Origin of the sequence: Rhodococcus sp. NPDC058505 (assembly GCF_042720095.1) — a bacterium.
Lineage (GTDB): Bacteria > Actinomycetota > Actinomycetes > Mycobacteriales > Mycobacteriaceae > Rhodococcus_G.
On the sequence record NZ_JBHXNB010000016.1, the window covers coordinates 26,370 to 50,144 of the forward strand.

Sequence of the window (23,775 nt, forward strand, 5' to 3'; positions counted from 1 at the left end):
CCCACAACCCGGGGACCCGCATTGGGCCTCGAGGCACGAAAGGGACACTGATGTCCGAGACTGCTGTTCCCGAGACTCCCGTCTACGGCGGCGCACCGGCCGCGCCGGTCAAGCGCACCAAGATCCGCACCCACCACCTGCAGGCGATGAAGGCCGAGGGCACCCGCTGGGCGGAGCTGACCGCCTACGACTACTCCACCGCCCGAATCTTCGACGACGCGGGCATCCCGGTCCTGCTGGTCGGCGACTCCGCCGCGAACGTCGTGTACGGCTACGACACGACGGTGCCGGTCACCGTGGACGAGATGCTGCCCCTGGTGCGGGGCGTGGTGCGCGGGGCTCCGCACGCCCTGGTGATCGCCGACCTGCCGTTCGGCAGCTACGAGGCGTCGCCGCAGCAGGCCCTGGAGACCGCGTTCCGATTCATGAAGGAGGGCGGCGCGCACGCCGTCAAGCTCGAGGGCGGCGAACGGGTCGCCCCACAGATCGCGGCGATCACCGCGGCGGGCATCCCGGTGCAGGCGCACATCGGGTTCACCCCGCAGTCGGTGAACAGCCTCGGCGGGTTCCGGGTGCAGGGCCGCGGGGACGGCGCCGAACAGCTCGTCGCCGACGCGATCGCCGTCCAGGAGGCCGGCGCGTTCTCGGTGGTGATGGAGATGGTGCCAGCCGAGATCGCCGGGCAGGTCACCCGCAAGCTCACCATCCCGACCGTCGGCATCGGCGCTGGCGTGGAGTGCGACGCGCAGGTGTTGGTGTGGCAGGACATGGCCGGCTACACCAGCGGCCGCACCGCGAAGTTCGTCAAGCAGTTCGCGACCGTCGGCGACACTCTCCGGGCCGCCGCCCACGCCTACGCGGACGAGGTCCGGGCGGGCAGCTTCCCCGGCGAAGAACACAGCTTCTGACCCGGCGCGTATCGACGCCCGGTTCCCGGTCCGGTGGCACACTGCTTCCGCGCCAGGGAACCGGGCGTCGCCCGTATCCGTTGACGGTGCGACGCGGGTTCCACCGTCAGCACGTCCGCCCACCGACAGACTGGGGACACCACATGCCTTTCCGCCGTTACGTTGTCGCCGCCGCCGGGGCGGCCGTCGTGCTCGGTTCGACCGCGGCATGCGCGACCGAGACGCCGCCAGCCCCGGCGAGCACCGCCGCGCCCGCGCCAGCACCGGTCACCGGGCAGGCACCCGCCGTGATTCCCGGCGACTCCGGCGGCGTCACCACCGTGCAGGCCGAGAAGCTGTGCTCCGACATGGCGGCGCAGCTGCAGAGCTGGCGCACCTACACCCCGACCATCGGAAAGGGCGGCCTGAACACCGTCGTCGGCACCTGGGCCGCGCAGAACGGCGTCAACATGATCGACCTGGTCGCGCACAAGGCCCGGATCGACGTGATCACCTCCGCGCAGTGCCCGGACGTGCGTGAGGGCGCGATGTACGCGCTGGAGATCCCGGACCTGGCGTCCGGGCTGATCGGCTTCTGATGCCGCGCGACGACCGGGCGCTGCGGCGCCTGTATCCGCCGATCGCGCCGCACCGCACCGGCATGCTCGACGTCGGCGACGGGCAGCGCATCGCCTGGGAACAGAGCGGCAACCCGGACGGCAAGCCGGTGGTGTTCCTGCACGGCGGCCCCGGCGGCGGCACCTCCCCCGACCACCGCCGCTTTTTCGACCCCGACGCCTACCGGATCGTGCTGTTCGACCAGCGCGGCTGCGGCCGGTCCACCCCGCACGTCGCGGACGGTGCCGACCTGTCGGTGAACACCACCGCCCACCTGATCGCGGACATCGAGGCGCTGCGCGGGCACCTCGGGGTGGACCGCTGGCAGGTGTTCGGCGGGTCGTGGGGATCGACGCTGGCGCTGGCGTACGTGCAGGCGCACCCGGACCGGGTCACCGAGCTGGTGTTGCGCGGCATCTTCCTGCTGCGCCGCAGCGAGATCGACTGGTACTACAACGGCGGTGCGAGCGCGATCTACCCGGACCGCTGGGAGGAGTTCCTCGCCCCGATCCCCGCCGCGGACCGCGGCGGCGACCTCGTCGAGGCGTACCACCGTCTGCTGCACCACCCGGACCCGAACGTCGCGCGCGGGGCCGCGGTCGCCTGGTCCGCATGGGAAGGCGCGACCAGCGAACTGATCCCGAAACCCGATCACGTGGAACGCAACTCGGATGAGCGGTTCGCGTTGGCGTTCGCCAGGATCGAGAACCACTACTTCGTCCATCACGGCTTCCTCGCCGAGAACCAACTGCTCGACGGGATCGGCGCGATCGCCCACCTGCCCGCGGTGATCGTCCAGGGGCGCTACGACGTCGTGTGCCCGGCAACGTCGGCGTGGGCGCTGCACCGGGCGTGGCCGTCCGCACGGCTGCACCTCGTCGACGACGCGGGCCACGCCGCCGCCGAGCCCGGCATCACCCACCACCTGGTGCAGGCGACGGACGGCTTCCGCGCCGGGTGACGCCCCGGGCCGCGGTGCGGTAGACCTGAGGGATGGGCACCCAGAGACGCGCGGACCGCGCTGCGGTGCGCGGCCACGTCCGCGACCAGCGGGACCGGCTCACCGCCCTGGTGGACGCGGTGGCCGCGGACGAGCCGGACTCGGTGCATCGGATGCGGGTGGCAGCGCGACGCCTGCGCAGCGTGATCGGCACCTACCCGTCGGTGTTCCCCGCGCCGGCGGCCGATCCGCTGCGCGACGAACTGCGGTGGCTCGGGAGGGTTCTCGGCCGCGCGCGGGACGCCGAGGTCCTCGCCGACCGGTTCGGTGAGGTCCTCGACGCGCTGCCCCCCGAGCTGCTGCGCGGCCCGGTGCGGTTCCGCCTCGTCGACGAGCACCGGCGACGCTACCGGGACGCCCACACCGCAGCGGTGACCGCGGTGACCGGCCCCCGCTACCGGGCCCTCGTCGACGGTCTCGACGTCCTGTGCGCCACCACCGCGAGCGGTGGACGACCACGCAACGAACTGCGGCACGCCCGGCGCCGCGTGCTGCGCGCGGGCCGATCCGCCGGACTTCGGGACGGTGCCGCCCCCGGCCCACCCGACGCCCTGCACACCACGAGAAAACGTGCGAAGGCGCTGCGGTACGCCGCCGAGGCGATCGCCGCGGCCCGACCCGGCACGGCCCGGCTCGGGGAGGCCGCCGAGCGGCTGCAGACGGTGCTCGGTGCGCACCAGGACGCCGTGGTCGCGCGGGCCGTGCTGCTCGCCGCCGCGGACCGGGCCCGCGCCGCCGGCGAGGACACCTTCAGCTACGGCGTGCTCGCGGCGGGCGAGATCACCCGTGCCGAACGGACGGCCGCCGACGCGCGTCCCGTCCTCGCCGCCATCGACGACCTGTGACCTGCGAGCACCCTCACCCGTCGTACGCGAACCGGACCGTCCTGGCCACCGGATCCGCCTCCGCAAGGCGCACCGACACCCGCGCGCCCTCCGGCGGGTTGCCGTCACACCGGGCGATCACCACCGGAACGCCGATGTACACCTCGGCGGCCCGCTTCCCCTCCGCCCCGCGCAGCACCACCGCGTCGAACAGTTCGCCCTCACGCCCGGCGAGCACGCTCGCCTCGGCCATGTCGACGCACGCCCGGTCCACCTTCCCCGCCACCTGATCGGAGCCACGCATCAGCGCGGGCAGCGTCGGCAGGGCCTGCCGAACCCACTGCGGCACTTCCGTTCCCGCGGTCACCGCCAGGCAGACCTCGGTGGCGAACCGATCGGACAGCCGGCGCAACGGCGCCGTGACGTGCGCGTAGGGTGCCCCGATCCCGGCATGCACCGTCAGCTCCGGCACCGCGCCGTCGAACGCCGCGTAGTCGGCGCCGCGCAGCAAGGTGGTCGCATCGCTCATCATCACCAACGTCTCCGGCGAGTTCGGTGGCAACCCGGCGAGCATCACCCCGACCGACATCGACGCCGGCCAGCCAAGCCCGAGCGCCCGCGCGGACCGGCGCAGCGCCAGCACCGCATCGTCCGGGGCGGGCGGCAACGTGCGCAACAGGCCAACCCCGGCGTCCAACATCAACCGGGCAGCACACATCCCGGTCAACAAGGACACCTCGGCGTTCCAGTCGTCGACGTCGGTGCGCGGCTCCACCTCAAGATTCCAGCCGCCGTCCCCGTCCGAGACCACCGCCTGCTCCGGCAGCTTCAGTTCGATCGCGCCGCGCTGGGCCGCGGACGCCAACCGCAGCACCCCAAACGCGGGCAGCGCGGCGATCGACGGATGCAGCGTGTCCGCGTCCGAATCCGCCTGCACGCCCGCGTAGTCGAACCGCGCCACCGACCGCACCAGGGCCCTGGTGACCCCGAACGCCACCGGCTCCGCCCGCTCGTCGAGCTCGATGCGCCACAACGCCGCGGGCCGCACCCGACCGGGCAGCAGACTCGCCGAATCCTCCGACAGCACGCGCGGATGCAGCGGCAGCGAGCCGTCCGGGAGGTAGAAGGTCTGGCCGCGACGCCGGGTTTCCCCGTCCAGGTCGCCGCCGGGTTCCACGACCGCCGCGACGTCCGCGATCGCGTAGTGCACAACGAATCCCGTCCCGGTCCGCTCCAGGTGCAGCGCCTGGTCGAGGTCCATCGAGGTGGGCGGGTCGATCGTCACCAACGGCAGATCGGTGCGGTCAACCCGCCCGGTCGCAAACCGGTCCGTTGCCGTCTCGGCCTCGGCGAGTGCGGCGGGCGGAAACGTCCCGGACAGGGAGAAGGCTGCTCGAACCGCCTCGAAGTCGATGCCGTTGGCGGAGATTCGCGTGGTCACCAAACAGAGCCTAGTGTCCCGGCCCGCCGGGGACCGCGGGTCAGTCCTCCCAGTCGCGGTCCTCCCGGTCCGCGGCCCGGTTGCGTTCGGCCGCGATCTCCAATGCGCGTTCGGCGGTCGCCCGATCCGGGTACGGCCCCATCCGGTCCAACCCGCGCGCATCCTTGCCCTGCCGCACGGAACCATCGGAAACGCAGTAATACCACTGGTCGTCGTCGCTCATCGGTCCAGTGTGCGCCACGTTCGGCGGCCCGGCCATCCGATGACTCGGCGGTAACTTGGCGCGCCGCCGGAAGATTTCCGGGAGAACGCTTGAAGGGAACTCACAACCATGAGATTCTTACGCCGCAGCGGGCCATGGTACGTCGCTCCCCCTCGTCGAACCATGGCCTTTAGATCTGTCCCGGATCGGCTGCGCAGCGACGAATCCCGAATGGAGAATCCCCCCACATGGAGCCGATGTCCTACCTGCTCTTCGACGCACTGCTTCCGCACCTCGGTGAAGAGGGCGCGAAGCACTGGGCGACCCTGCTGGTGGTCAACCCGGTCTGAGCCGGGCCCACATCGACTGTGCCCTCGCCCTCAGGGGCGGGGGCATTTTCGCGTCTCCGACGCGGCGGCATTTTCGCGTCTCCGACGCGGGGACCGCCCCCCCGGGGGGCGGACGAGTTGGCCTGTAAGCCGGATCCTGTTCCCGACGCCGAGGCGTCGGGCGGCGACCATCCATCTGGGCACACCGTCGCCGGGTACCTCAAGCGGTCCACCCGCGGGCTCGGGCGAGCAGCCCTCGAACACCCGCGCAGCCGCACCCGAGTGGGTGCGGCCTTCGACCTTGCTCCGGGCGGGGTTTACCTAGCCACCCCGGTCACCCGGGGTGCTGGTGCGCTCTTACCGCACCGTTTCACCCTCACCGACGCCATGCCTCCGAAAAGGCATGTGCCGGCGGTCTGTTTTCTGTGGCACTGTCCCGCGGGTCACCCCGGGTTGCCGTTAGCAACCGCCCTGCTCTGTGGAGTCCGGACTTTCCTCGGCACCGGGCCTGCACGCTGGCTGCGTACGGTTCCCCCTGCCGCGGCCGCCCGACCAACTCGTCCGCCCGTCCAGACTACCCGGCGCTAGGGTGTGCGCATGACACGGTATGCGGCGCTGCTGCGGGGCGTGAACGTCGGCGGAGTCACGATCAAGATGGCGGACCTGCGGGCCACCGTCGAAGCGGCCGGGTTCGAGAACGTGACGACCGTGTTGGCGTCGGGCAACGTCCTGTTCGACTCCGACCGCACCGACGTCGCCGCCGTCAAGAGCGACATCGAGTCGGCGCTGCGGGACCGCTTCGGGTACGAGGCGTGGATCGTGCTGGTGGACCAGCCGACGCTCGCCGCGATCGTCGAGGCGTTCCCGTTCGACGCCGACCGGGACGGCTGGCACCCGTACGTGCTGCTGTCGTCGGATCCGGCGGCGCTGGACGAGATGCTCACCGCCGCGGGGAAACTCGACCTCGGCGACGAGAACCTGAGCCTCGGCAACGGCGTCCTGTACTGGCACGTCGAACGGGGCCAGACCCTGACCAGCCCGTTCGGCAAGCTCAGCGGCAAGGCAAAGTACCGCTCCGCGACCACCAACCGGAACCTACGCACCCTCCGCAAGCTCCTCTGAGCGGCTCCGCCGCCCGTGCGTGATTTTCACCCCGACCGGGGTTAAAATCACGCACAGTTCGGTAACTGCTGGTCAGACGGTTGCCGGGTGCCGCTCCGGCGTTCGGGCCGGCCCGGCATCCGCCGGCGCCCCCCCGTTCGGCGGAGCCTCGGTGACCGGGACCTGGTCCGCGGTGTCGTCGGCGAACGGGTCGCCGCGACGTTCCGCGTTGTACAACTCCTCGTCGAGAATGCCCTCTCGCTTGGCGACGATCGTCGGCACCAGCGCCTGACCGGTGACGTTGACCGCCGTGCGGCCCATGTCGACGATCGGCTCGACCGCGAGCAGCAGACCGACGCCGGCGAGCGGAAGGCCGAGCGTCGACAGCGTCAGTGTCAGCATCACCGTCGCCCCGGTGGTCCCTGCGGTCGCCGCGGAGCCGATCACGGCGACAACAACGATCAGCAGGTAGTCGGTCAGGGTCAGATCAAGGCCGTAGAACTGGGCGACGAAGATCGCGGCGATCGCCGGATAGATCGCGGCGCACCCGTCCATCTTGGTGGTCGCACCGAGCGGCACCGCGAACGACGCGTACTCGCGGGGCACGCCGAGGTTGCGTTCGGTGACCCGCTCGGTCAGCGGGAGCGTGCCGATCGAGGAGCGCGAGACGAACCCGAGCTGGGTGGCAGGCCACACACCGGAAAAGAAGCGGCGCACCGACAGCCCGTGCACGCGGATCAGAATCGGGTAAACGACGAGGAACACGATGGCCAGGCCGAGGTAGATCGCGGCGGTGAACCAGCCGAGTTGGCCGAGCGCATCCCAGCCGTAGGTGGCGACCGCCTTCGCGATCAACGCGGCGGTACCGATCGGGGCGAGCCGGATGATCCACCACAGCACCTTCTGCACGATCGCCAGCAGCGCGGCGTTGAAGTTCAGGAACGGCTCGGCCTTCTCCCCGACCTTCAGCGCGGCGATCCCGATCGCGACCGCGATCACCAGCAACTGCAGCACGTTGAAGCTCAGCGAAGTGGTCGCGGTGCCCGCATCCGTCACGGTGGTCTTGGCGCCGAGCGCGAGGAAGTTCTGTGGGACGAGCCCGGTGAGGAAGGCCCACCAGGAGCCGGACGACTTCGGTTGCGCGGCCGACGTTGCGTCCACCGTGGTGTTGGCGCCGGGCTGCACGACCAGCCCGACGACGATGCCGATCACGACCGCGATCAGCGCGGTGATCGCGAACCACAGCAGCGTCTGCACCGCGAGCCGAGCCGCGTTCGCCACCTGACGCAGGTTCGCGATGGAGCTGACGATCGCGGTGAACACCAGCGGGATCACCGCGACGGTGAGCAGCCCGACATAGCTGGAACCGATGGTCGTTACGGTGCCGACCAGCCAGTTGGGGTTGCCGTCGGCGGCGTCGGGCATCGACCGGGCGAGCAGGCCGATCAGGACGCCCGCGACCAGGCCGATGACGATCTGGGTGCCGAACGAGGTGGCCCAGGAGGGCAGGCGGCGCCGCGTGGGGGCGCTCAAGGAGGCCGACATTGGACGGACCTTTCTTGCGGGTGCGCGCACGGCGAATCACATCGGGGTGCGCGAGAGGGCTGACGTTCGCAGGGCATTCCGACGGCCGCGACGAGAGCGACGACCGCCCCGGGACAGGTGTGTCGACCGGGTCAGCTGATACAGACGGCGCTCGACTGCAGGCAGTTGTCGACGAAGCGTCGACTGGTCAGCAGTGAGTTCACCCGCACGATGTTACCCCCGCTAAAAAGTGCGCTCCGCGCCGGTGCGTGATTCTTACCCTCACTGGGGTAAAAATCACGCACGGCGGCGGAGCCGACATTGACAGGCACGGCGGCGGAGCAGGCGCGACGGTGCTACAGGTGCGAGGTGTCGTTGACCAGCCGCACCGACGCGCCGCCGTCGGGGTAGAACTCGGCGATCGACAGCGACGCGAGGTCGAGGTGCAGCCGGTACAGCAGCGACGGCCCGACCTCGAGCGCCAGCTGCAGGAGCGTCTTGATCGGGGTGACGTGCGAGACGACGAGCACGTTCTGCCCGGGGAAGTCGCGCAGCAGGTCGGCCCGCACCGCGTCGACGCGGGCGCGGACCTCGTCGAAGCTCTCCCCGCCCGGCGGACGCACCGAGGTGTCGCGGAGCCAGCGGCCGTGCAGGTCCGGGTCGCGTTCGCTCGCCTCCAGGAAGGTCAGCGCCTCCCACCCGCCGAAATCGGTCTCGGTGAGGCCCTCGTGCACGGTGACCTGCAGTCCGAGCGCGTCGGCCGCGGCCTGCGCGGTTTGCCTGGCCCGCGCCAGCGGCGACGACACCACCGCCGCGATGCCGCCCCGTGCCCCGAGCCGGGCCGCGGCCGCCGCGGCCTGCGCCTGCCCGACCTCGGTCAGCTCCGGGTTGCCGCGACCGGAGTAGCGGCGCTCCACCGACAGTGGTGTCTGGCCGTGCCGCAGCAGCAGCAGCCGGGTCGGCGCGCCGACGGCACCGGTCCAGCCGGGCGCGGTCGGCGTCGATTCCGCGGCCGCGGGCACCGGTGCCACCTCGGGAACGTCCTCGACATGCCCGTTCGTCGTCTCGACGGCAGTGCCGTCCATGGCCAGGTTGGCGAGGCGGTCGGCGTGCGCGTTCTCGGCGCGCGGGATCCAGGTGTAGGTGACCGCGTCGAATCCGCCTGCCAATTCCCGCGCACGCCGCGCGAGCGGAATCATGTCCGGGTGCTTGACCTTCCAGCGTCCCGACATCTGTTCGACGACGAGTTTCGAGTCCATCCGGACGTCGACCAGGTGCGCGTCGAGCGCGGCGGCGGCGGTGAGGCCGGCGATCAGCCCTCGGTACTCGGCGACGTTGTTGGTCGCGACACCGATGTCCTCGGCGCGTTCGGCGAGGACCCGGTCGTGGTCGGCGTCGAACACCACCGCCCCGTAGCCGGCCGGGCCGGGGTTACCCCGGGATCCGCCGTCGGCCTCGACGATGACGCGCGCGGAACTCACAGACCGGATTCCTTGGTGCGCACCATGATTGCGCTGCATTCGGGGCATCGGACGACGACGTCGGGGGCGGTGGCCTGGATCCGGGCGATCTCGCCACGGTCGATCTCGATGCGGCAGGCGCCGCAGCGGCGGGCCTGCAGCAGGGCGGCCCCGACCCCACCGCTGGCGCGCTGACGGTCGTAGACGGCGAGCAGGTCGGCGGGGAACTCGGCGACGAGCGCGGTGCGGTCGCTCTCGCAGCGCTGCTGCGCGGTGTCGAGGTCGGCGACGGCGTCGTCGCGGCGGCGGCCCGCGTCGACGAGGGCGTCGTCGATCTGGTCGACCTGACCGCCCGCGTGGTCGTAGTCGGCCTGGGTGGCCTCCCGCCGTTCCATCACCTCGAGGAGGTCCTCCTCGAGCGCCTCCTGGCGACGGGTGAGGCTGGCGAGTTCGTGTTCGAGTTCGGTGAGCTGCTTGGCCCCGACGGTGCCGCTCTGCAGCAGCTGACGGTCGCGGTCCTCCCGCTTGCGGACCGCGTCGACCTCACCCTCGAGCTTCGCGATGTCGCGGTCGAGGTCGTCGAGGACGATCTGGACGGCGACGGCGGCATCCTTGCGTCCCACCCGGTCCGCCTCGAGGCGCTGCACCTCCTGCTGCTCGGGGAGGGTGCGCCTGCGGTGCGCGATCCTGGTCAGCTCGGTGTCGACCGCGGCGAGGTCGAGCAGCTTGGCCTGGATCCGGGGTTCGACGTTCACGCGGGCATCGCTCCTGCTTGTGGTTCGCGGGTGGTGGGGATTCGCATACCGTACCGCCCGTCGGCGCCTGCTCCGAACGGGTGAAGGGCACCTTCGCCCGGTTGGGCGGGGCGGGGGTGCCCTTCACCCGGTCGGCGGGGAGGTCAGCCGCCGAGGGTCCAGGGGTCGGTGCGGACGGCGGACAGCGCGGCGGCCCAGCCGTCGACACCCCGGAATCGGGCGTCGAGCAGGTCGCGGGCCTGCCCGCACCACGGCTGCTCGCTGGCCCAGTGCGCGACATCGACCAGCACCGGTCCGCCGCCGCGCAGGTGCTCGTCGGCGGGATGGTGCCGCAGGTCGGCGGTCACGTACGCGTCGACGCCCGCGGCCCGTGCCGCCCCGAGCAGCGAGTCGCCGGAGCCGCCGCACACCGCGACGGTGCGGACGACGGTGTCGGGGTCGCCTGCGGCGCGGACACCCCACGCGGTCTCCGGCAGCGCCCGCCGCACCCGCGCCGCGAAGTCCCGCAGCGACTCCGGTTCGGCGAGCTCACCGATCCGCCCGATGCCGAGCGCGCTGCCGGTATCGGCGAGTTCGAGGACGTCGAACGCCGGTTCCTCGTAGGGGTGCGCGGACCGCAGCGCGGCAAGCACCCGGGCCCGCAGCCCACGCCGGGCGACGACCTCGACGCGGTCCTCGACGACCCGCTCGATCCGCCCGACCGACCCGAGCGCCGGGCTCGCCCCCGCGCCGGGCAGGAACTGGCCGGTGCCTGCGACGGTCCAGCTGCAGCAGCTGTAGTCGCCGACCTGCCCGGCCCCGGCCTGGAACAACGCCTCGCGCACGGCCGCCGTGTCGGGGCCGGGGACCAGCACGACCCACTTGTCGAGCGGGTCCGACGGGGCGGGCGATAGTGGCCCGGTGATGGTCAACCCGAGCGCGTGCGCGAGCGCGTCGGACACGCCGGGGTCGGCCGAATCGGCGTTGGTGTGTGCGGTGTACAGCGCACAGCCGCCGCGGATCAACCGGTGCAGCAGCGCACCCTTCGGGGTGTGCGCGCCGACGGTATCGACGCCGCGCAGCAGCAGCGGGTGATGCACCAGCAGCAGCTGTGCCCCCCAGGCGAGGGCCTCGTCGACGACGGCGGCGGTCGCGTCGACGGCGACCATCACCCGATGCACCGGGTCGGCGGGGTCGCCGCACACCAGCCCGACCGAGTCCCACGACTCCGCGAGCCGCGGCGGGTACGCCTCCTCGAGCACCGAGATGACCTCGGACAGGGCAACGCTCATGCCAATACCTCCGTCAATGCGCTCACCAGGGTCTGCGCCGGGTCCGCGGCGCGGACCGCGACGCGGAGGTGGTTGGGGTCCAGGCCGGGGAAGGTGTCGCAGCGCCGGACCGCGATCCCCCCGTCCTGCAGCTTCTTCCGGACCAGGTCGGCGTCCGGGACGCGGAGCAGCAGGAACGGCGCGCTGGCCGGGCCGACGACCTCGACCCCGGCGGCGCCGAGCAGTGCGAGCATCGCGGCCCGTTCGGACGCGATCAGCGCCGCCTCCCGCTCCGCCCACGCGACCGCCTCGGGTTCGCTGCAGGCCCGGATCGCCTCCACCTGCAGGCTGCCGAGCGGCCAGTGGGCCCGGCCCTGCTGCAGCCGGGCCAACACGCCCGGGTCGCCGAGGGCGTAGCCGCAGCGCAGCCCGGCCAGCGCGAACGTCTTGGTCAGCGACCGCAGCACCAGCACGTCGGGCAGGGATTGCCCGGCGAGGGACTCCGGCTCCCCCGGCACGGCGTCACCGAAGGCCTCGTCCACCACCACGATCCGGCCGTCGCGGCGCAGCGCGAGCACGTCGGCCGCCGGGTGCAGCACCGACGTCGGGTTGGTGGGGTTGCCGAGAACGACGAGGTCGGCGGCGTCGGGGACCGCGGCAGCGGCGAGCCGGTACGGCGGCGGCAGCAGCACCTGCTGCACCGGAATCCCGGCCTGCCGCAACGCCCATTCGGGTTCGGTGAACGACGGGTGGATCAGGGCTGCCAGCCGCGACCCCAGCCGCGGCAGCATCGCGAAGCCCTCGGCGCCGCCGGACAGCAGCAGCACCTCCTCGGGGTCGCGACCGTGTCGGGCCGCGACCTGCTCCCGCGCGGCCCGCTCGGCGCTCGCCGACGGGTACCGCCCGAGCGTCGCCAACTGCGCGGTCAGCCGCGCGGCCAGCCACCGGGGTGGGCCCTCGCCCCGCACATTGACGGCGAAGTCGACCAGCCCGGGAACGGCGTCGACGTCGCCGTGGTGACGGAGGTCGACGTCGCCGGGGCGATCCGGGTCACCGTCGCCGGCGCGACCCACCTCGTTGCCGTCGGATGCCGCGGTGTTCACGACGGGCAGTCTATGGCGGTCCGGTGCTCGCCGGTCGGGGCAGGCAGGATGGACGGGTGCGCTCCCCCATCCTGCTGTTCGACCTCGACGGCACCCTCACCGATTCCGCTCCGGGCATCGTGTCGGGGTTCCGGCACGCGTTGGCATCGGTCGGCGCCCCGGAACCCGCTGGCGATCCGACGCAACTGATCCTCGGCCCGCCGATGGCGGACACGCTGCGCGGCGTCGGGCTCGACGATGCGACCGCCGAGCGCGCCCTCGCCGCCTATGTCGACCGGTACGACCGTGTCGGCTGGGCGGAGAACGCGGTGTTCGACGGCGTCGCGGACCTGCTCGACGCGCTGGCCGCGGCGGGGGCCCGGCTCGCGGTCGCGACCTCGAAGTCGGAGCGGTTCGCGGTGCGCATCCTCGAACACTTCGGCCTCGCCGGGCATTTCGAGGTGATCGCGGGCGCCTCCCCGGACGGTGCCCGGCGCGCGAAGGCGGACGTCATCGAGCATGCCCTGCGCGGCCTCGGCGTCGCCGCCGTCGCGGGCGGCACCGACGGCGTGGTGATGGTCGGGGACCGGATCCACGACGTGCAGGGCGCCGCGCACTGGGGCATCCCGACGGTGTTCGTGCACTGGGGGTACGGCGCGGAGACCGAGGCCGAGGACGCGCGCTGGTCCGCGGCGACCGTCGCCGATCTGGAGGCGATCCTGCATGCGCGCTGACCCGCTGCACATCACGTTCGTCTGCACCGGCAACATCTGCCGATCCCCGATGGCGGAGAAGATCCTCGCTGGCCGCCTATCCGAGACCGGTCTCGCGGAAGCGGTCCGGGTGTCCAGCGCGGGCACCGGCGGCTGGCATGTCGGCGACGACGCCGACCACCGCACCACCGCGGTCCTCGCCGCGCACGGCTACCCGACCGGGCATCGGGCCGCGCAGGTCGGGCCCGACCACCTTGGCGCGGACCTGGTCGTCGCCCTCGACACCGGCCACGACCGGGCGCTCGCGCAGCTCGGGGTTCCCACCGGACGGCGCAGGCTGCTGCGCAGTTTCGACCCGGACGCGGACGGCGACTCGGTGCCCGACCCCTACTACGGGGGGAGCGCCGACTTCGACCTCGTGCGGACCCAGATCGAGGCCGCGGTGCCCGGATTGCTTGCCTGGGTGCGCGAGCACCTGTGATCCCGCGCCTGCCCGTTTCGGGGTCCCCGGCAACGCCAAGTACCGTGGTGTCGTGCGAAGGCTGAAGTTTCTGCTACGTCCGGGCTGGCTCGTGTTGGCCGTCGTCGTCGCCGGATTCGCCTACCTGTGCTTCACGGTGCTTGCTCCGTGGCAGCTTGGCAAGAACACCAGCACCTCCACCCGCAACACCCTGATCGAGGAGTCGGTGAACGCGGACCCGGTGCCGATCGAATCGGTGCTCCCCGCGTCCGGACCGATCGCCACGAACGACGAGTGGCGTCAGGTCACCGCCACCGGAACGTACCTGCCCGAGGACGAGGCGCTGGTGCGGCTGCGGTCCATCGAGGGGGATCCCGCCTACGAGGTGCTGACGCCGATGCGGCTGTCCGGCGGTCAGGTGATCCTGGTCAACCGCGGCTACGTGCGTCCCGTCCGGGGCACCGTCGCACCACCGATCGAGCCGCCGCCCACCGGCGAGACGACGGTGACGACCCGGGTCCGTGCCTCCGAGGGAACCGCCCCCGGCAAGGACCCGATCGTCGAGAACGGCATCCCCCAGGTGTACTCCCTCAACGCGGGCCAGGTCGGCGCCGTGGTCGGGCTGCCGCTGGTCGACGGCTGGTTCCAGCTCGCCGCCGGTGAGCCGGGGGTGCTGACGCCGATCCCGCTGCCGCAACTCGATGCGGGACCGTACCTGTCGTACGGGTTGCAGTGGCTGGCGTTCGGGATCATGGCCCCGCTCGGGCTGGCGTACTTCGTCCGCGCCGAACTGCGGGAACGGCGCAGGGGACGCGAGCGCCGGGTCGCCGAGCCTGCCGCGCCCGTCGAGGCGAGCACCGCCGCCGCCACCCGCGAGCCCGAGACGATGTCGGCGACCGAGGCGAAGCTCGCCGACCGTTACGGCACCCGGCGCTGACCCGCACCCGGTGACCGGGCGGATACCGGACCGTCGCCCGAGTGCCCGACCCGGCAACCGCCCGGTCGGCGTCGGAACGCCGACGCCACCAGCACCGCCGCGACCGCGGCACCCGCCTGCACCACGGTCGACAGCCGCGCCACCCTGGCGATGTCGCCGACGCCGGGCGCCGGGCCGGCACCGAGGGTCGGCCGATCCTCCGCGCCGTACGCGTACTCCGTGCGGCCGCCGAGCGCGATCCCCAGCGCGCCCGCCATCGACGCCTCCGCGACGCCCGCGTTGGGGCTCGGGTGCGCGGACGCGTCGCGTCGCCAGGCCAGGGCGGCCGCGCGCGGTGAGCCGCCGACGACCGGGGCCGCCGCGGCGGTGAGCAGTCCCGTCACCCGCGCGGGCGCGAGGTTCACCGCGTCGTCGAGCCGCGCCGCCGCCCACCCGAACCGCAGATACTTCGGCGAGCGGTACCCGATCATCGCGTCGAGCGTGTTGATCGCGCGATACCCCAGTGCGCCGGGGGCGCCTGCGACCGCCGCCCACACCAGCGGCGCGACGGTGGCGTCGGAGGTGTTCTCGGCGACGGATTCGACGGTGGCGCGGGCGATGCCCGTCGCGTCGAGCAGGTCGGGGTCCCGCGCGCACAGCGACGGCACCAGTGCCCGCGCGCCGGGGAGGTCGTCGGCGGCGAGCCGGTCGGCCATCCGGAACCCCACCCCGGTCAGCGAGGTTCCGCCGAGGGAGATCCACGTCGCCGCGGCGACGACCGCCGTCTCCCCCGCCCAGCCGAGCCGCCCGGCGACGCGGGCGGCGAGGGCGGTGCCGCCGACGACGGCGCCGACGAGCAGCCCGGTGTGCACGGCCCCCGCCGCCCTGGAGTCGCGGTGGGTGCACCGTTCGAGGGCGGCGGCGGCCGATCCGAACCCGGCGACCGGATGCCACCGCACCGGGTCGGCGAACACCCGGTCGGCGAGATAGCCCAGGGCGATGCCGGTGGCGCGGGCGGAGATCCTGGGACGTTTCACACCGGTAGTTGTATCAATCGCGGCGGCGGCGGCAATCCGCCGTGTCCTGACCCGAATCGGCTCCGGTGATGCGAGGATGCGCGGGGCACCCCAGCGGGGTGCGGTGCAGCGACGATTGGAGTCGGCGGGAGTGGCGGCGACCACGGTGAAGAACGCACGCAAGCGGTTGGGGTCCCTGGTGCGGGAGGTCAACGAGGGCACCGTCGCGGTCGAGATCGCGGGCAAACGCGGCGACGCGGTGCTGATCTCCCGCGACCGCTACGCCGCCCTGCAGGAGGCGAACTTCCTGCTCCGGTCCCCCGAGCTGATGGACAGCCTGCGGCGGGAGATGGCCCGCATCCTGGCTGCCGCCGCTTCGGCGCCGACCACCGGCGAGGCGGCAGCGGCGACCGCCGCGAAACGCACCCGCGGGTCCCGCGCCCAGGCCAGGAAGAAGCGCAAGCGGAAGAAGTAGCCGAGGCACGGCCGCCGTCAGGGCCGCGCCGCGCGATCCGCGGTGCCGACCGGCAGGTCCCGCACCCGCCGCGCCGGGTTCCCGACATAGAGGCCATGGGCATCGCAGTCGCGGGTGACGACCGCGCCCGCACCGACGATGCAGCCCGGCCCGACCGTCACCCCGGGCAGCACGATGGCGCCCGCGCCGATCCAGCTGCCGTCACCGACGGTGATCGGCCGGTGGACCACCCGCCCTCCGCGGCCGTCCTCGGGGCCGATCTCGTGGGTGCTGGTGATGAACCGGGCGCCGTGCCCGACCGCAACCTGCCGACCCAGGGTGATCGGCGCGGTCCCGTCGAAGAGCACCCCACGGTTGACGAAGGTGCCGACCCCCATCCGAATGTCCTTGCCGCCGAAGTGACATCCGGAGTAGATCCCGGCGCCCCACACCCGCGCCCCCGCGGCGAGCAGCAGCAGGATCCGCAGCCACACCGGGACGAACGGGGACGCTTGGATGATCGTGATCAGACGCACCGCGCCACGATAGCCGCGGCGACACCCTAGGCTCGACGGGTCAACGAAACCGAGGAGTGCGAGATGGAGCCCGACCCGATCCCCGTGCTGTTCGTGCACGGTCTGTGGATGCACGCGAGCAGCTGGCGGCCGTGGCTCGACCTGTTTGCCGACCACGGGTACGTTCCGATCGCGCCCGGCTGGCCCGGCGACGGCGACACCGCCGAGGCCACCCGGAACGATCCGGGCAGGCTGGACGGGGTCGGGATCGCCGAGCTCACCCGGCACTATCGGACGGTGGCGGAGGCGCTGCCGACGCAGCCGATCGTGGTCGGGCACTCGTTCGGCGGGCTGATCGCGCAGAAGCTGCTCGGGGAGGGTGTGGTCCGCGGCGCCGTTGCGATCGCCCCGGTCCAGTTCAAGGGCGTCCTTCGGCTCCCCCCGGCCCAGGTGCGGACGGTGCTGCCGATCCTGCGCAGGCCGGGCCTGCGCACCCGGACCTGGTCGCACACCGCGGACACGTATCACGCGGGGTTCGCGAGCGCGGTGACCCGCGAGGAGTCGGACGCGTTGTTCGAGGCGCACAGCATCCCCGGCCCGGCGAGGCCGCTGTTCCAGGCGGCGTTCGCGAACATCGTCGGCGGGCCCACGAAGATCGACACCCGCTCCTCCCGCGGCCCGCTGCTGCTCGTTGCCGGTGGCGCGGACCGGATGGTCCCGGAGCCGATCGTGCAGTCCGCGTACAACATTCAGCGTCGCAACACCGGCGCAACCGAGTATCGGGTGCTGCCCGACCGCGGACACTCGCTGGCAGCGGACCGCGGCTGGCGGGAGGTCGCCGATCTGGCGCTGGACTTCCTGGACCGCCACGATCTCGGTGCCCGGCAGGGCTGAGCCTGCGCAGGCACCGGGGCGGGCGCCCGCACCTCGGTGGGCTGGGGTGGCTGCCGCTCCCGGCTGCGGATCTCCATCAGGAACACCGCACCCACCGTGAGGTAGGCGGCGGCGACGACGACCGGGGCGACGATCAGGGTCAGGACTGCGAGGAGTTCCATCGGACACCTCCGTTGGCAGGCGGACTTTCTCGTTCGGCGGCACGTGCACTGGTGCGCGGTCCCGCGATCGCGGCAACCCGCTCCCCACCTCACGGTAGAGGGCGATCACGCGGCGCCGGTGAAGGGCGGGTGAACTCTCGCTGTGATGCCGACCACGGTGGCGTCCGGGCGACCGGCGCCCCCGCGCATGCGCGCTAGGTTGGCGGTATGGCCCGCTCCCGTCTGCACCCGATTGCCCTGTTCGTGTCCGTCGCCGCCGGGGCGCTGCTGCTGGCGGGGTGCACCACCACCCCGTCCGCCGCTCCCGCCGCGAATGTGCTGGCGGCGCACGGTCTGGACGGGTTCGACGGCCGGGAGCTGATCGAGCGGCTCGACACCCTCCCGGTCGCCGAACGACCGAACGACCTGCTCGCCTCGGTCCGGCCCGACGCGGTCGTCGTCTCGGACCCCGACGGGTTCGAGACCAGCGTGCCGCTGCCCGCCGACGAGTTCTACGTCTCGATCGCCCCCTATGCGACCCGAACGCACGACTGCTACTTCCACAGCCTCACCACATGCCTCGGCGAGCTGCGCGACGAGCCGATCCGGGTCCGGGTGACGGACCCGGCGGACGGTGCGGTGCTGGTCGACCGGACCACGCGGACCTACGACAACGGCTTCATCGGGCTGTGGCTGCCGAAGGGCATCGACGCCGACCTCCTGGTGGAGTCCGGTGGCCGGTCGGGTCGCACCACGATCGGCACCGGCGCCGACGATCCGACGTGCGTGACGACTCTCGCCCTCGTGTAGCCGGTCGGTAGTGCCGCGAACCACTGGCCGGAAGGTCGATGTGTGAAAGAATCCGGCCATGCATCGTGTGGTGGTTCTGGCGTTGGACGGCGTGATTCCCTTCGAGCTGGGCATTCCCGCCCGGGTGTTCGGCGGCGCAACCGACGCGGGCGGGCATCCGCTGTACGAGGTGCTGACATGCACCGTCGACGGCGGGCCGGTCCGCACCGACAGCGACTTCGCGGTGTCCGTCGAGCACGACGCGGCGCTGCTGGCGACCGCGGACACGGTGGTGATCCCGGCGACCCATCGGCTCGGCTCGGCGCGGGACGGGCGCCTGCCCGAACCGGTCGCCGCCGCGTTCGCCCGCGTCCGGCCCGGCACCCGCTGGGTGTCGATCTGCATCGGGTCGTACCTGCTTGCGGCGGCGGGCCTGCTCGACGGCCGCCGGGCCACCACCCACTGGCGGCACGCCGAACACTTCCAGCACACCTTCCCGCGGGTCCGGGTCGACCCGGAGGTGCTGTACGTCGACGAGGGCGAGGTGATCACGTCGGCGGGCGCCGCCGCCGGGCTGGACGCGTGCCTGCACCTGGTGCGCCGCGACCACGGCGCCGACGTCGCCAACCGGGTGGCGCGGCGATGCGTGGTTCCGCCCTGGCGCGACGGTGGCCAGGCCCAGTACATCGAGCGGCCGCTGCCCGCGACCACCGCCGAATCGACGGCGGCGACCCGAGACTGGGCGCTGCAGCGGCTGGACGAGCCGCTGCAGCTGTCCCGGCTGGCCCGGCACGCCAACATGAGCGTCCGCACGTTCACCCGCCGGTTCGTCGACGAGGTGGGCACCACCCCGGCCAGGTGGCTGATCATTCGCCGCGTCGACCGGGCGCGGCAGCTGCTCGAGACGACGGACCTGTCGGTGGACACGATCGCCACCGACGTCGGCTTCGGCACCGCCGCCTCGCTGCGTCAGCATATGGCGGCCCAGCTGGGCGTGCCGCCGTCGACCTACCGCAGGACGTTCCGCGGCCAGCTCGACGACGAGGCCAGCCTCGCCCGCTGAGCCTCCTCGCTCGCTGCGCCTTCTCGCCCGCTGCGCATCGCGCCAGCGCCGGTCAGTCGCGGCCGAGTTCGTGCAGCAGATCGACCGCAGCGCGCGCGTACTCCCCGATCCACCGGTCGTGGATCCGCTTGATCGGCAGCGGCGCCAACGCGAGTCGGCGTTCGCGCCCGACCTTGCGGCCGGTGACCAGGTCCGCCCGCTCGAGCACCCGCAGATGCTGCAGCACGGTGGTGCGGTCGAGGTCGGGGAAGTGCGCACACAGTTCCCCGGTGGTGCAGGACGCGTCCTTGAGGACGTCGAGCATCCGCCTTCGGGTGCTCGACGCCAGCGCCTTGAACACCCGGTCGTCGTCGGAGTTCTCGTTGCTCTCGCCCTCGCCCGCATTCATGTTGTAAAATTACAACATGAACGAGAACATCGACACTCCCCAGCCCCTCACCGCACTGTCGTTCACGGTCTCCGGGCACGTCGCCCGCCCGTGCGCCGAGGTCTACGAGGCGGTGGCCGACCCCGAGCAGCTGTCGAAGTACTTCACCACCGGCGGCGCGCGCGGCCGACTCGAACCCGGCACCGAGGTCACCTGGGACTTCCACGACTTCCCCGGCGCCTTCCCGGTCACCGTCGTCGCCGCCGACCCGCACCGGCGGATCGTCATCGAGTGGGACGGCACCGCCACCACCTCGGACACCGGAAAGACCACGACGACCTTCGAGTTCGAGCCCGTCGACGACAACACCAGGACCCTGGTCACGATCACCGAATCCTCCTGGCAGCCAACGGAGGCGGGCGCGAAGAACGCGTTCGACAACTGCATGGGCTGGACCGGGATGCTGGCCGCACTGAAGGTGTGGGTCGAGCACGGCATCAACCTGCGCGACGGCTTCTACCGATGATGCAGCGCCCCGCGTGACCGCACCCGGTCAGAGCCGACGGGCTCCCCGGAGCACCTGCACCATCGGCCACGATGACGCGAGCCCGACGCGAAGCCGGGGATGCACGAAGCCGAGACCGGCGAGGACGACGTAGCGGAGCCCGTTGTCCCGCCACTCCGCGAGCTGCTCGAGCACCTCGGCGGGCGTCCCGGCCAGCATCGACGCCCGGACCAGCGACGGCGGGACACGATCCGCGCAATCGAGCGCGGTCGGCTCGTCAATGGTCTGCGGCAACAGATCCTGAATCCCACTGAACCCCGACCCCATCGGGTGCTCGGCCCCGTGCCGCGCCCACACCTCGCCGGACGCGGTCAGGGTGAACAGTCGCGCCGCGAGCGAGCCGACCATCTCGTCGACCTGGGCGCCGCTGCTGGCCGTCATGACGAACAGAAACGCCGCGGGCGTGACGGCCGCCGGATCACGTCCGGAATCGGACGCCGCGGTCCGCACCACGGCGAGCCGCTCCGCGTACTCGCTCGGCCGGAGCGCGTAGGCGGGGAACCACGCGTCCGCGTACCGTCCCGTGACCCGCAGCATGCGCGGCCCGTGCCCGGCGATCCAGATCTCCGGCCACCTGCCGCGGTACGGCGGGATCGCGAACACCGCGTCGCGAAGCGGGAAGAACTCCGAGTCCCGGGTCACCGGTCGACCGTCGGCGTCCCACAGCGCACGGATCGTCGCGATCGCCTCCGCGAACCGGCCCACCGGCCGTTCCCAGTCCACGCCGTAGGGCGCGTTGCCCTCGCGTTCCCCCGGGCCGATCCCGTGGATCGCGCGACCCCGGCTGAGCTGGTGCAGGGTTGCCGCCGCCTGCGCGGTGACGGCCGGGTTGCGGCGGCCGGTGTCGGTGACGCTCACCCCCAGCCGCAGCCGGGACAACTTGTTCTGGGACGCAACGTATCCCAGTGCGGTCCACGGCTCGTAGCACGCGTCGGCCCGGGGCACGAGCGCCGCGGCCCCGAGGTGCTCGCGTTTCCAGATCGACGCCGGGAAGATGCTGTTGAGGTGGTCGGGCACCCACATCGAATCCGCACCGCCGGCGACCGCCAGCTGCCGGGTCGAGCGCAGCATCAGTTCCGGCGAGAACCGGGTGTGCAGCGCACTGTCGACCAACCCCGCCTTGAATCCACTCATCGCGGCCGCCTCGTCGGGCTCTCCCTGGCACGCGGCACAGCCAGCGGGACGCACCGCACCCAGTCGGAATAACCGGTCGGTTTCATCGTCCCCGCAGTCACCGGTGAAGTCACGGCCCGTTAGCCCCCGGAAGGAAACCGCGGGGCTCCGGACGTCGTACGCCGTCTAATATCGAACGCAACGGCGAATAGGCCAGTTCCGGTTTCTGGCCCCGGAGTACCGCCGTCGAGGACTCATGAACATCCGTCTCGGCGACAGCCGGAACCGCCAACCCCGCCCACCGCATCCGCCCGAGCAGCCACCGCAGCGGGTGCCCCGCTGGCTGCGCCCCGGCTCCCCCCTCGGTGACCGGCTCGCCGGCCTGCTGCCCCCGACCGATCCGGCGGGACCGACGCCACCGACACCGCCGTGGCCTCCTGCCGGCGCCCCAACGCCACCGGGGCCGATCCCCGGCCCCTACCCGTGGCCGGCACCACCCCCGGCGAGCGCACCGACCTGGCCACGGGTCGCGGTCCGCTGGGGGGCGCGACTGCTGGCGGCCTTCCTGGTGTTCTGCGTCGTGACGCCGATCGTCTACCGGGTGGTGACGCCGCCCCGCACGTTGTTCATGCTGACGGACGAGGCGAGCGGTCCGACGGTGCAGCAGACCGTCTCGCTCGACTACATCAGCAGGCACTACGTCGCGGCCACCCTCGTGCACGAGGACGCGCAGCTCGGCACCCGAACCGGCCCGTACCACCTGGGCGAGTTCGTCGATCGCACCACGACCTACCTGACGACCGGTGAGGACAACTCGGGGTCGACCATTCCGCAGCAGCTGGTGAAGAACATCTTCCTGATCCGCGGCGAGTGGCTGGTCGCCAAGGTCGCCAGGAAGGGTGTCGAGGCCGTGCTCGCGTGGCCGTTCAACATGATGGGCGACCGGCGGCAACTCGACCTGTACCTAAACTACGCGCAGTTCGGCCCCAACCTGTACGGCATCTGCGCCGCCAGCTGGTACTACTTCAACCGTGCTCCGTGGGAGGGAAACACCTGGGACGCAGCCACTCTCGCCGGCCTGCTACCCCTCGGTGAGGACGCCAAGCGCTCCCCGGGGGGCGGCGTGGACATCACCAGCGACGGTCAGTGGGTCGTGGCCAGCACGGTGACCAGGGCCCGCGAACGGGTACCGCAGCGGATCGCGGAGATGGGCGGCTGGGAGGGCACCGTGGAGACGGTCGGCATCCTCGACTCCGCCGCCGACAACGACCCGCTCGGCGACCCCGACAGCTGCAGCACGATGCCGGAGTCGGTGGCCGAACGCCTCGCCGCCGAGGACGCCTGGTGGAGCCCGCAGTACGGCGGCTGAGCATCGCTCCGGGCGGCAGCGCCGCACTGCCCGGCCGGACGGGCATGCTCACCGCGCTGAAAGTGTCGGTCGGGCCGGGCGTCGACCTGCACGACAGGTTCTACAGGTAGCGTCGCCACGCGGCGAGGGAGACTCGCACCATCGGCCATCCACACGATCGTGCTCGGACGAATGGCCGAAATCCTGACCGGAACACCGCGAAACCACTACGGTGTGCGGGCTCATTCCATGAACCCGAGGAGAACCACCGTGCGTAGAACCGCAGGATTCATCGGCGCCACCGTCGCCGCCGTCGGCCTCGTCATCGGCACCGCCGGCGTCGCCACCGCGCTCGCTACGAGCATTCCCGGCACCACCGGCCACCCCTACGTCGCGGGCGTCGACGTGGAGCCGGGTTCGTACTACTCCCGCATCACCGACAGCATGGACTGCCGGTTCTCCCTCACCCAGGTCGACGACGAGGCGCCCAGCTACGAGGGCGTCGGCGTCACCGGCGAGTACCGCATCGTCGACATGGACGCCGGAGACCGCCTCGACTCCGTCGGCTGCACCAACTGGAACCGTCAGGGCGGCCCGTTCGGCTCGGCCGGCTCGGAGGACTTCGGCCTCCTCGGCGTACTGGGTTCGGAGGACTTCATCTTCAACCTCCCGCTCGGATCCTGACTCCGCGGAACGGCAGAAGCCCCCGCCTCGAGGTGGGGGCTCCTGTCCGGCTGCGAATCGACGACCCGCGCGGCCGAATGCAGTGGGCGCGGAGGGTTTCGAACCCCCGACCGCTGGTGTGTAAAACCAGAGCTCTACCACTGAGCTACACGCCCGAACCCCGGCGGGGGGGCAGGGTTTCCCGCGCCCGGAAGGACACAGGCATGGTTCGCGGGGCGGGCCGTGTGCCCACGGCCCTGGGGACGGGGCCGCCCCGGGGCGGTAA

27 protein-coding genes, 1 tRNA gene and 1 other RNA gene are annotated in these 23,775 nt (G+C 72.2%); 16 read left to right on the forward strand and 13 right to left on the reverse strand.

All coding sequences use genetic code 11. From position 1 onward, the window contains the following. Positions 1-50 precede the first annotated feature (50 nt). From panB to ACFWPA_RS13590, 4 genes are all read left to right on the forward strand, one after another. Positions 51-908: a 3-methyl-2-oxobutanoate hydroxymethyltransferase gene (gene panB / locus ACFWPA_RS13575; RefSeq protein ID WP_378508378.1), complete on the forward strand. Its 858-nt coding sequence runs from the start codon at positions 51-53 to the stop codon at positions 906-908. Positions 909-1,051: 143 nt separating this feature from the next. Then, positions 1,052-1,486, forward strand: a complete 435-nt coding sequence (locus ACFWPA_RS13580) for a hypothetical protein (protein WP_378570496.1) — start codon at positions 1,052-1,054, stop codon at positions 1,484-1,486. Then, positions 1,486-2,466, forward strand: coding sequence for a prolyl aminopeptidase (gene pip / locus ACFWPA_RS13585; protein WP_378570498.1), 981 nt, complete (start codon positions 1,486-1,488; stop codon positions 2,464-2,466). Before ACFWPA_RS13580 ends, pip begins: the two co-directional genes overlap by 1 nt. A 32-nt stretch (positions 2,467-2,498) precedes the next feature. Continuing rightward, positions 2,499-3,350 carry a CHAD domain-containing protein gene (locus ACFWPA_RS13590; protein ID WP_378570500.1) on the forward strand — a complete coding sequence of 284 codons (852 nt, stop codon included), beginning with the start codon at positions 2,499-2,501 and terminating at the stop codon, positions 3,348-3,350. Positions 3,351-3,363: 13 nt separating this feature from the next. Here the strand turns inward: ACFWPA_RS13590 and ACFWPA_RS13595 are convergent, their stop codons facing one another. The 3 genes from ACFWPA_RS13595 to rnpB form a co-directional block, all read right to left on the reverse strand. Next, positions 3,364-4,773 (reverse strand): RNB domain-containing ribonuclease, encoded by a 1,410-nt coding sequence (locus tag ACFWPA_RS13595; protein WP_378508375.1) that lies wholly within the window; start codon positions 4,771-4,773, stop codon positions 3,364-3,366. A 37-nt stretch (positions 4,774-4,810) separates the two neighbouring features. Then, complete coding sequence (locus ACFWPA_RS13600; protein WP_378508374.1) at positions 4,811-4,993, reverse strand: hypothetical protein; 183 nt, start codon at positions 4,991-4,993, stop codon at positions 4,811-4,813. A gap of 438 nt (positions 4,994-5,431) precedes the next feature. Beyond that, positions 5,432-5,861, reverse strand: an RNA gene (gene rnpB / locus ACFWPA_RS13605) — RNase P RNA component class A. Between the two features lie 37 nt (positions 5,862-5,898). On the opposite strand from rnpB, the gene ACFWPA_RS13610 reads away from it, so the two are divergent. After that, positions 5,899-6,423, forward strand: coding sequence for a DUF1697 domain-containing protein (locus ACFWPA_RS13610; protein ID WP_378508373.1), 525 nt, complete (start codon positions 5,899-5,901; stop codon positions 6,421-6,423). 72 nt (positions 6,424-6,495) lie between these two features. On the opposite strand, the gene ACFWPA_RS13615 is transcribed toward ACFWPA_RS13610, so the two are convergent. From ACFWPA_RS13615 to cobC, 5 genes are all read right to left on the reverse strand, one after another. After that, entirely contained in the window at positions 6,496-7,947 is a 1,452-nt protein-coding gene (locus ACFWPA_RS13615; protein WP_378570503.1) for a dicarboxylate/amino acid:cation symporter, read from the reverse strand. A 335-nt stretch (positions 7,948-8,282) separates the two neighbouring features. After that, positions 8,283-9,407, reverse strand: coding sequence for a bifunctional RNase H/acid phosphatase (locus tag ACFWPA_RS13620; RefSeq protein ID WP_378570505.1), 1,125 nt, complete (start codon positions 9,405-9,407; stop codon positions 8,283-8,285). Beyond that, positions 9,404-10,141, reverse strand: a complete 738-nt coding sequence (locus ACFWPA_RS13625) for a zinc ribbon domain-containing protein (RefSeq protein WP_378508370.1) — start codon at positions 10,139-10,141, stop codon at positions 9,404-9,406. Before ACFWPA_RS13625 ends, ACFWPA_RS13620 begins: the two co-directional genes overlap by 4 nt. 143 nt (positions 10,142-10,284) lie before the next feature. Further along, complete coding sequence (locus ACFWPA_RS13630) at positions 10,285-11,412, reverse strand: Nif3-like dinuclear metal center hexameric protein (protein WP_378508369.1); 1,128 nt, start codon at positions 11,410-11,412, stop codon at positions 10,285-10,287. Continuing rightward, positions 11,409-12,464: an Rv2231c family pyridoxal phosphate-dependent protein CobC gene (gene cobC / locus ACFWPA_RS13635; RefSeq protein ID WP_378570561.1), complete on the reverse strand. Its 1,056-nt coding sequence runs from the start codon at positions 12,462-12,464 to the stop codon at positions 11,409-11,411. The genes ACFWPA_RS13630 and cobC overlap by 4 nt, the downstream gene beginning before the upstream one ends. Positions 12,465-12,550: 86 nt before the next feature. On the opposite strand from cobC, the gene ACFWPA_RS13640 reads away from it, so the two are divergent. Genes ACFWPA_RS13640 through ACFWPA_RS13650 form a run of 3 tightly spaced genes read left to right on the forward strand, consistent with a single transcriptional unit; the run spans position 12,551 to position 14,583 of the window. After that, entirely contained in the window at positions 12,551-13,207 is a 657-nt protein-coding gene (locus tag ACFWPA_RS13640; protein WP_378508368.1) for an HAD-IA family hydrolase, read from the forward strand. Continuing rightward, complete coding sequence (locus tag ACFWPA_RS13645) at positions 13,197-13,667, forward strand: low molecular weight protein-tyrosine-phosphatase (protein WP_378508367.1); 471 nt, start codon at positions 13,197-13,199, stop codon at positions 13,665-13,667. The genes ACFWPA_RS13640 and ACFWPA_RS13645 overlap by 11 nt, the downstream gene beginning before the upstream one ends. Positions 13,668-13,719: 52 nt before the next feature. Beyond that, entirely contained in the window at positions 13,720-14,583 is an 864-nt protein-coding gene (locus ACFWPA_RS13650) for an SURF1 family protein (RefSeq protein WP_378570507.1), read from the forward strand. Here ACFWPA_RS13650 and ACFWPA_RS13655 read toward each other — a convergent pair. Beyond that, positions 14,565-15,599 carry a cobalamin biosynthesis protein gene (locus tag ACFWPA_RS13655; protein ID WP_378570509.1) on the reverse strand — a complete coding sequence of 345 codons (1,035 nt, stop codon included), beginning with the start codon at positions 15,597-15,599 and terminating at the stop codon, positions 14,565-14,567. The genes ACFWPA_RS13650 and ACFWPA_RS13655 overlap by 19 nt on opposite strands. A 76-nt stretch (positions 15,600-15,675) precedes the next feature. Here ACFWPA_RS13655 and ACFWPA_RS13660 point away from each other — a divergent pair, with 76 nt between their 5' ends. Continuing rightward, a complete protein-coding gene (locus tag ACFWPA_RS13660) occupies positions 15,676-16,053 on the forward strand; it encodes a type II toxin-antitoxin system Phd/YefM family antitoxin (protein ID WP_378508364.1) in 378 nt (125 codons plus the stop codon). A gap of 17 nt (positions 16,054-16,070) precedes the next feature. Here ACFWPA_RS13660 and ACFWPA_RS13665 read toward each other — a convergent pair whose 3' ends face one another. After that, positions 16,071-16,568 carry an acyltransferase gene (locus ACFWPA_RS13665; protein ID WP_378570511.1) on the reverse strand — a complete coding sequence of 166 codons (498 nt, stop codon included), beginning with the start codon at positions 16,566-16,568 and terminating at the stop codon, positions 16,071-16,073. A gap of 63 nt (positions 16,569-16,631) precedes the next feature. Between ACFWPA_RS13665 and ACFWPA_RS13670 the strand changes: the two genes are divergently transcribed. The 3 genes from ACFWPA_RS13670 to ACFWPA_RS13680 all read left to right on the forward strand — a co-directional run bounded on the left by ACFWPA_RS13670 (position 16,632) and on the right by ACFWPA_RS13680 (position 19,433). After that, on the forward strand, positions 16,632-17,441 hold the full coding sequence (locus ACFWPA_RS13670) for an alpha/beta hydrolase (RefSeq protein WP_378570513.1): 810 nt from the start codon (positions 16,632-16,634) through the stop codon (positions 17,439-17,441). Positions 17,442-17,809: 368 nt separating this feature from the next. Continuing rightward, positions 17,810-18,391: a CueP family metal-binding protein gene (locus ACFWPA_RS13675; RefSeq protein ID WP_378570515.1), complete on the forward strand. Its 582-nt coding sequence runs from the start codon at positions 17,810-17,812 to the stop codon at positions 18,389-18,391. A 58-nt stretch (positions 18,392-18,449) separates the two neighbouring features. Beyond that, positions 18,450-19,433, forward strand: a complete 984-nt coding sequence (locus tag ACFWPA_RS13680; RefSeq protein WP_378508360.1) for a GlxA family transcriptional regulator — start codon at positions 18,450-18,452, stop codon at positions 19,431-19,433. 52 nt (positions 19,434-19,485) lie between these two features. Here ACFWPA_RS13680 and ACFWPA_RS13685 read toward each other — a convergent pair whose 3' ends face one another. Then, positions 19,486-19,821 carry an ArsR/SmtB family transcription factor gene (locus ACFWPA_RS13685; protein WP_378508359.1) on the reverse strand — a complete coding sequence of 112 codons (336 nt, stop codon included), beginning with the start codon at positions 19,819-19,821 and terminating at the stop codon, positions 19,486-19,488. A gap of 16 nt (positions 19,822-19,837) precedes the next feature. Here ACFWPA_RS13685 and ACFWPA_RS13690 point away from each other — a divergent pair, with 16 nt between their 5' ends. Further along, the gene (locus tag ACFWPA_RS13690) at positions 19,838-20,326 is read left to right on the forward strand and encodes an SRPBCC domain-containing protein (RefSeq protein WP_378508358.1); all 489 of its coding nucleotides are present in this window, start codon (positions 19,838-19,840) and stop codon (positions 20,324-20,326) included. Between the two features lie 27 nt (positions 20,327-20,353). On the opposite strand, the gene ACFWPA_RS13695 is transcribed toward ACFWPA_RS13690, so the two are convergent. Further along, positions 20,354-21,499 (reverse strand): LLM class flavin-dependent oxidoreductase, encoded by a 1,146-nt coding sequence (locus tag ACFWPA_RS13695; protein ID WP_378508357.1) that lies wholly within the window; start codon positions 21,497-21,499, stop codon positions 20,354-20,356. 235 nt (positions 21,500-21,734) lie between these two features. Here ACFWPA_RS13695 and ACFWPA_RS13700 point away from each other — a divergent pair, with 235 nt between their 5' ends. From ACFWPA_RS13700 to ACFWPA_RS13710, 3 genes are all read left to right on the forward strand, one after another. Then, entirely contained in the window at positions 21,735-22,847 is a 1,113-nt protein-coding gene (locus tag ACFWPA_RS13700) for a transglycosylase domain-containing protein (protein WP_378508356.1), read from the forward strand. Continuing rightward, complete coding sequence (locus ACFWPA_RS13705; protein ID WP_378508355.1) at positions 22,823-22,957, forward strand: hypothetical protein; 135 nt, start codon at positions 22,823-22,825, stop codon at positions 22,955-22,957. The genes ACFWPA_RS13700 and ACFWPA_RS13705 overlap by 25 nt, the downstream gene beginning before the upstream one ends. Before the next feature lie 139 nt (positions 22,958-23,096). Then, positions 23,097-23,510 (forward strand): hypothetical protein, encoded by a 414-nt coding sequence (locus ACFWPA_RS13710; RefSeq protein ID WP_378508354.1) that lies wholly within the window; start codon positions 23,097-23,099, stop codon positions 23,508-23,510. 83 nt (positions 23,511-23,593) lie between these two features. Here ACFWPA_RS13710 and ACFWPA_RS13715 read toward each other — a convergent pair. Further along, positions 23,594-23,665 (reverse strand) — tRNA-Val (locus ACFWPA_RS13715). Between the last annotated feature and the right edge of the window lie 110 nt (positions 23,666-23,775).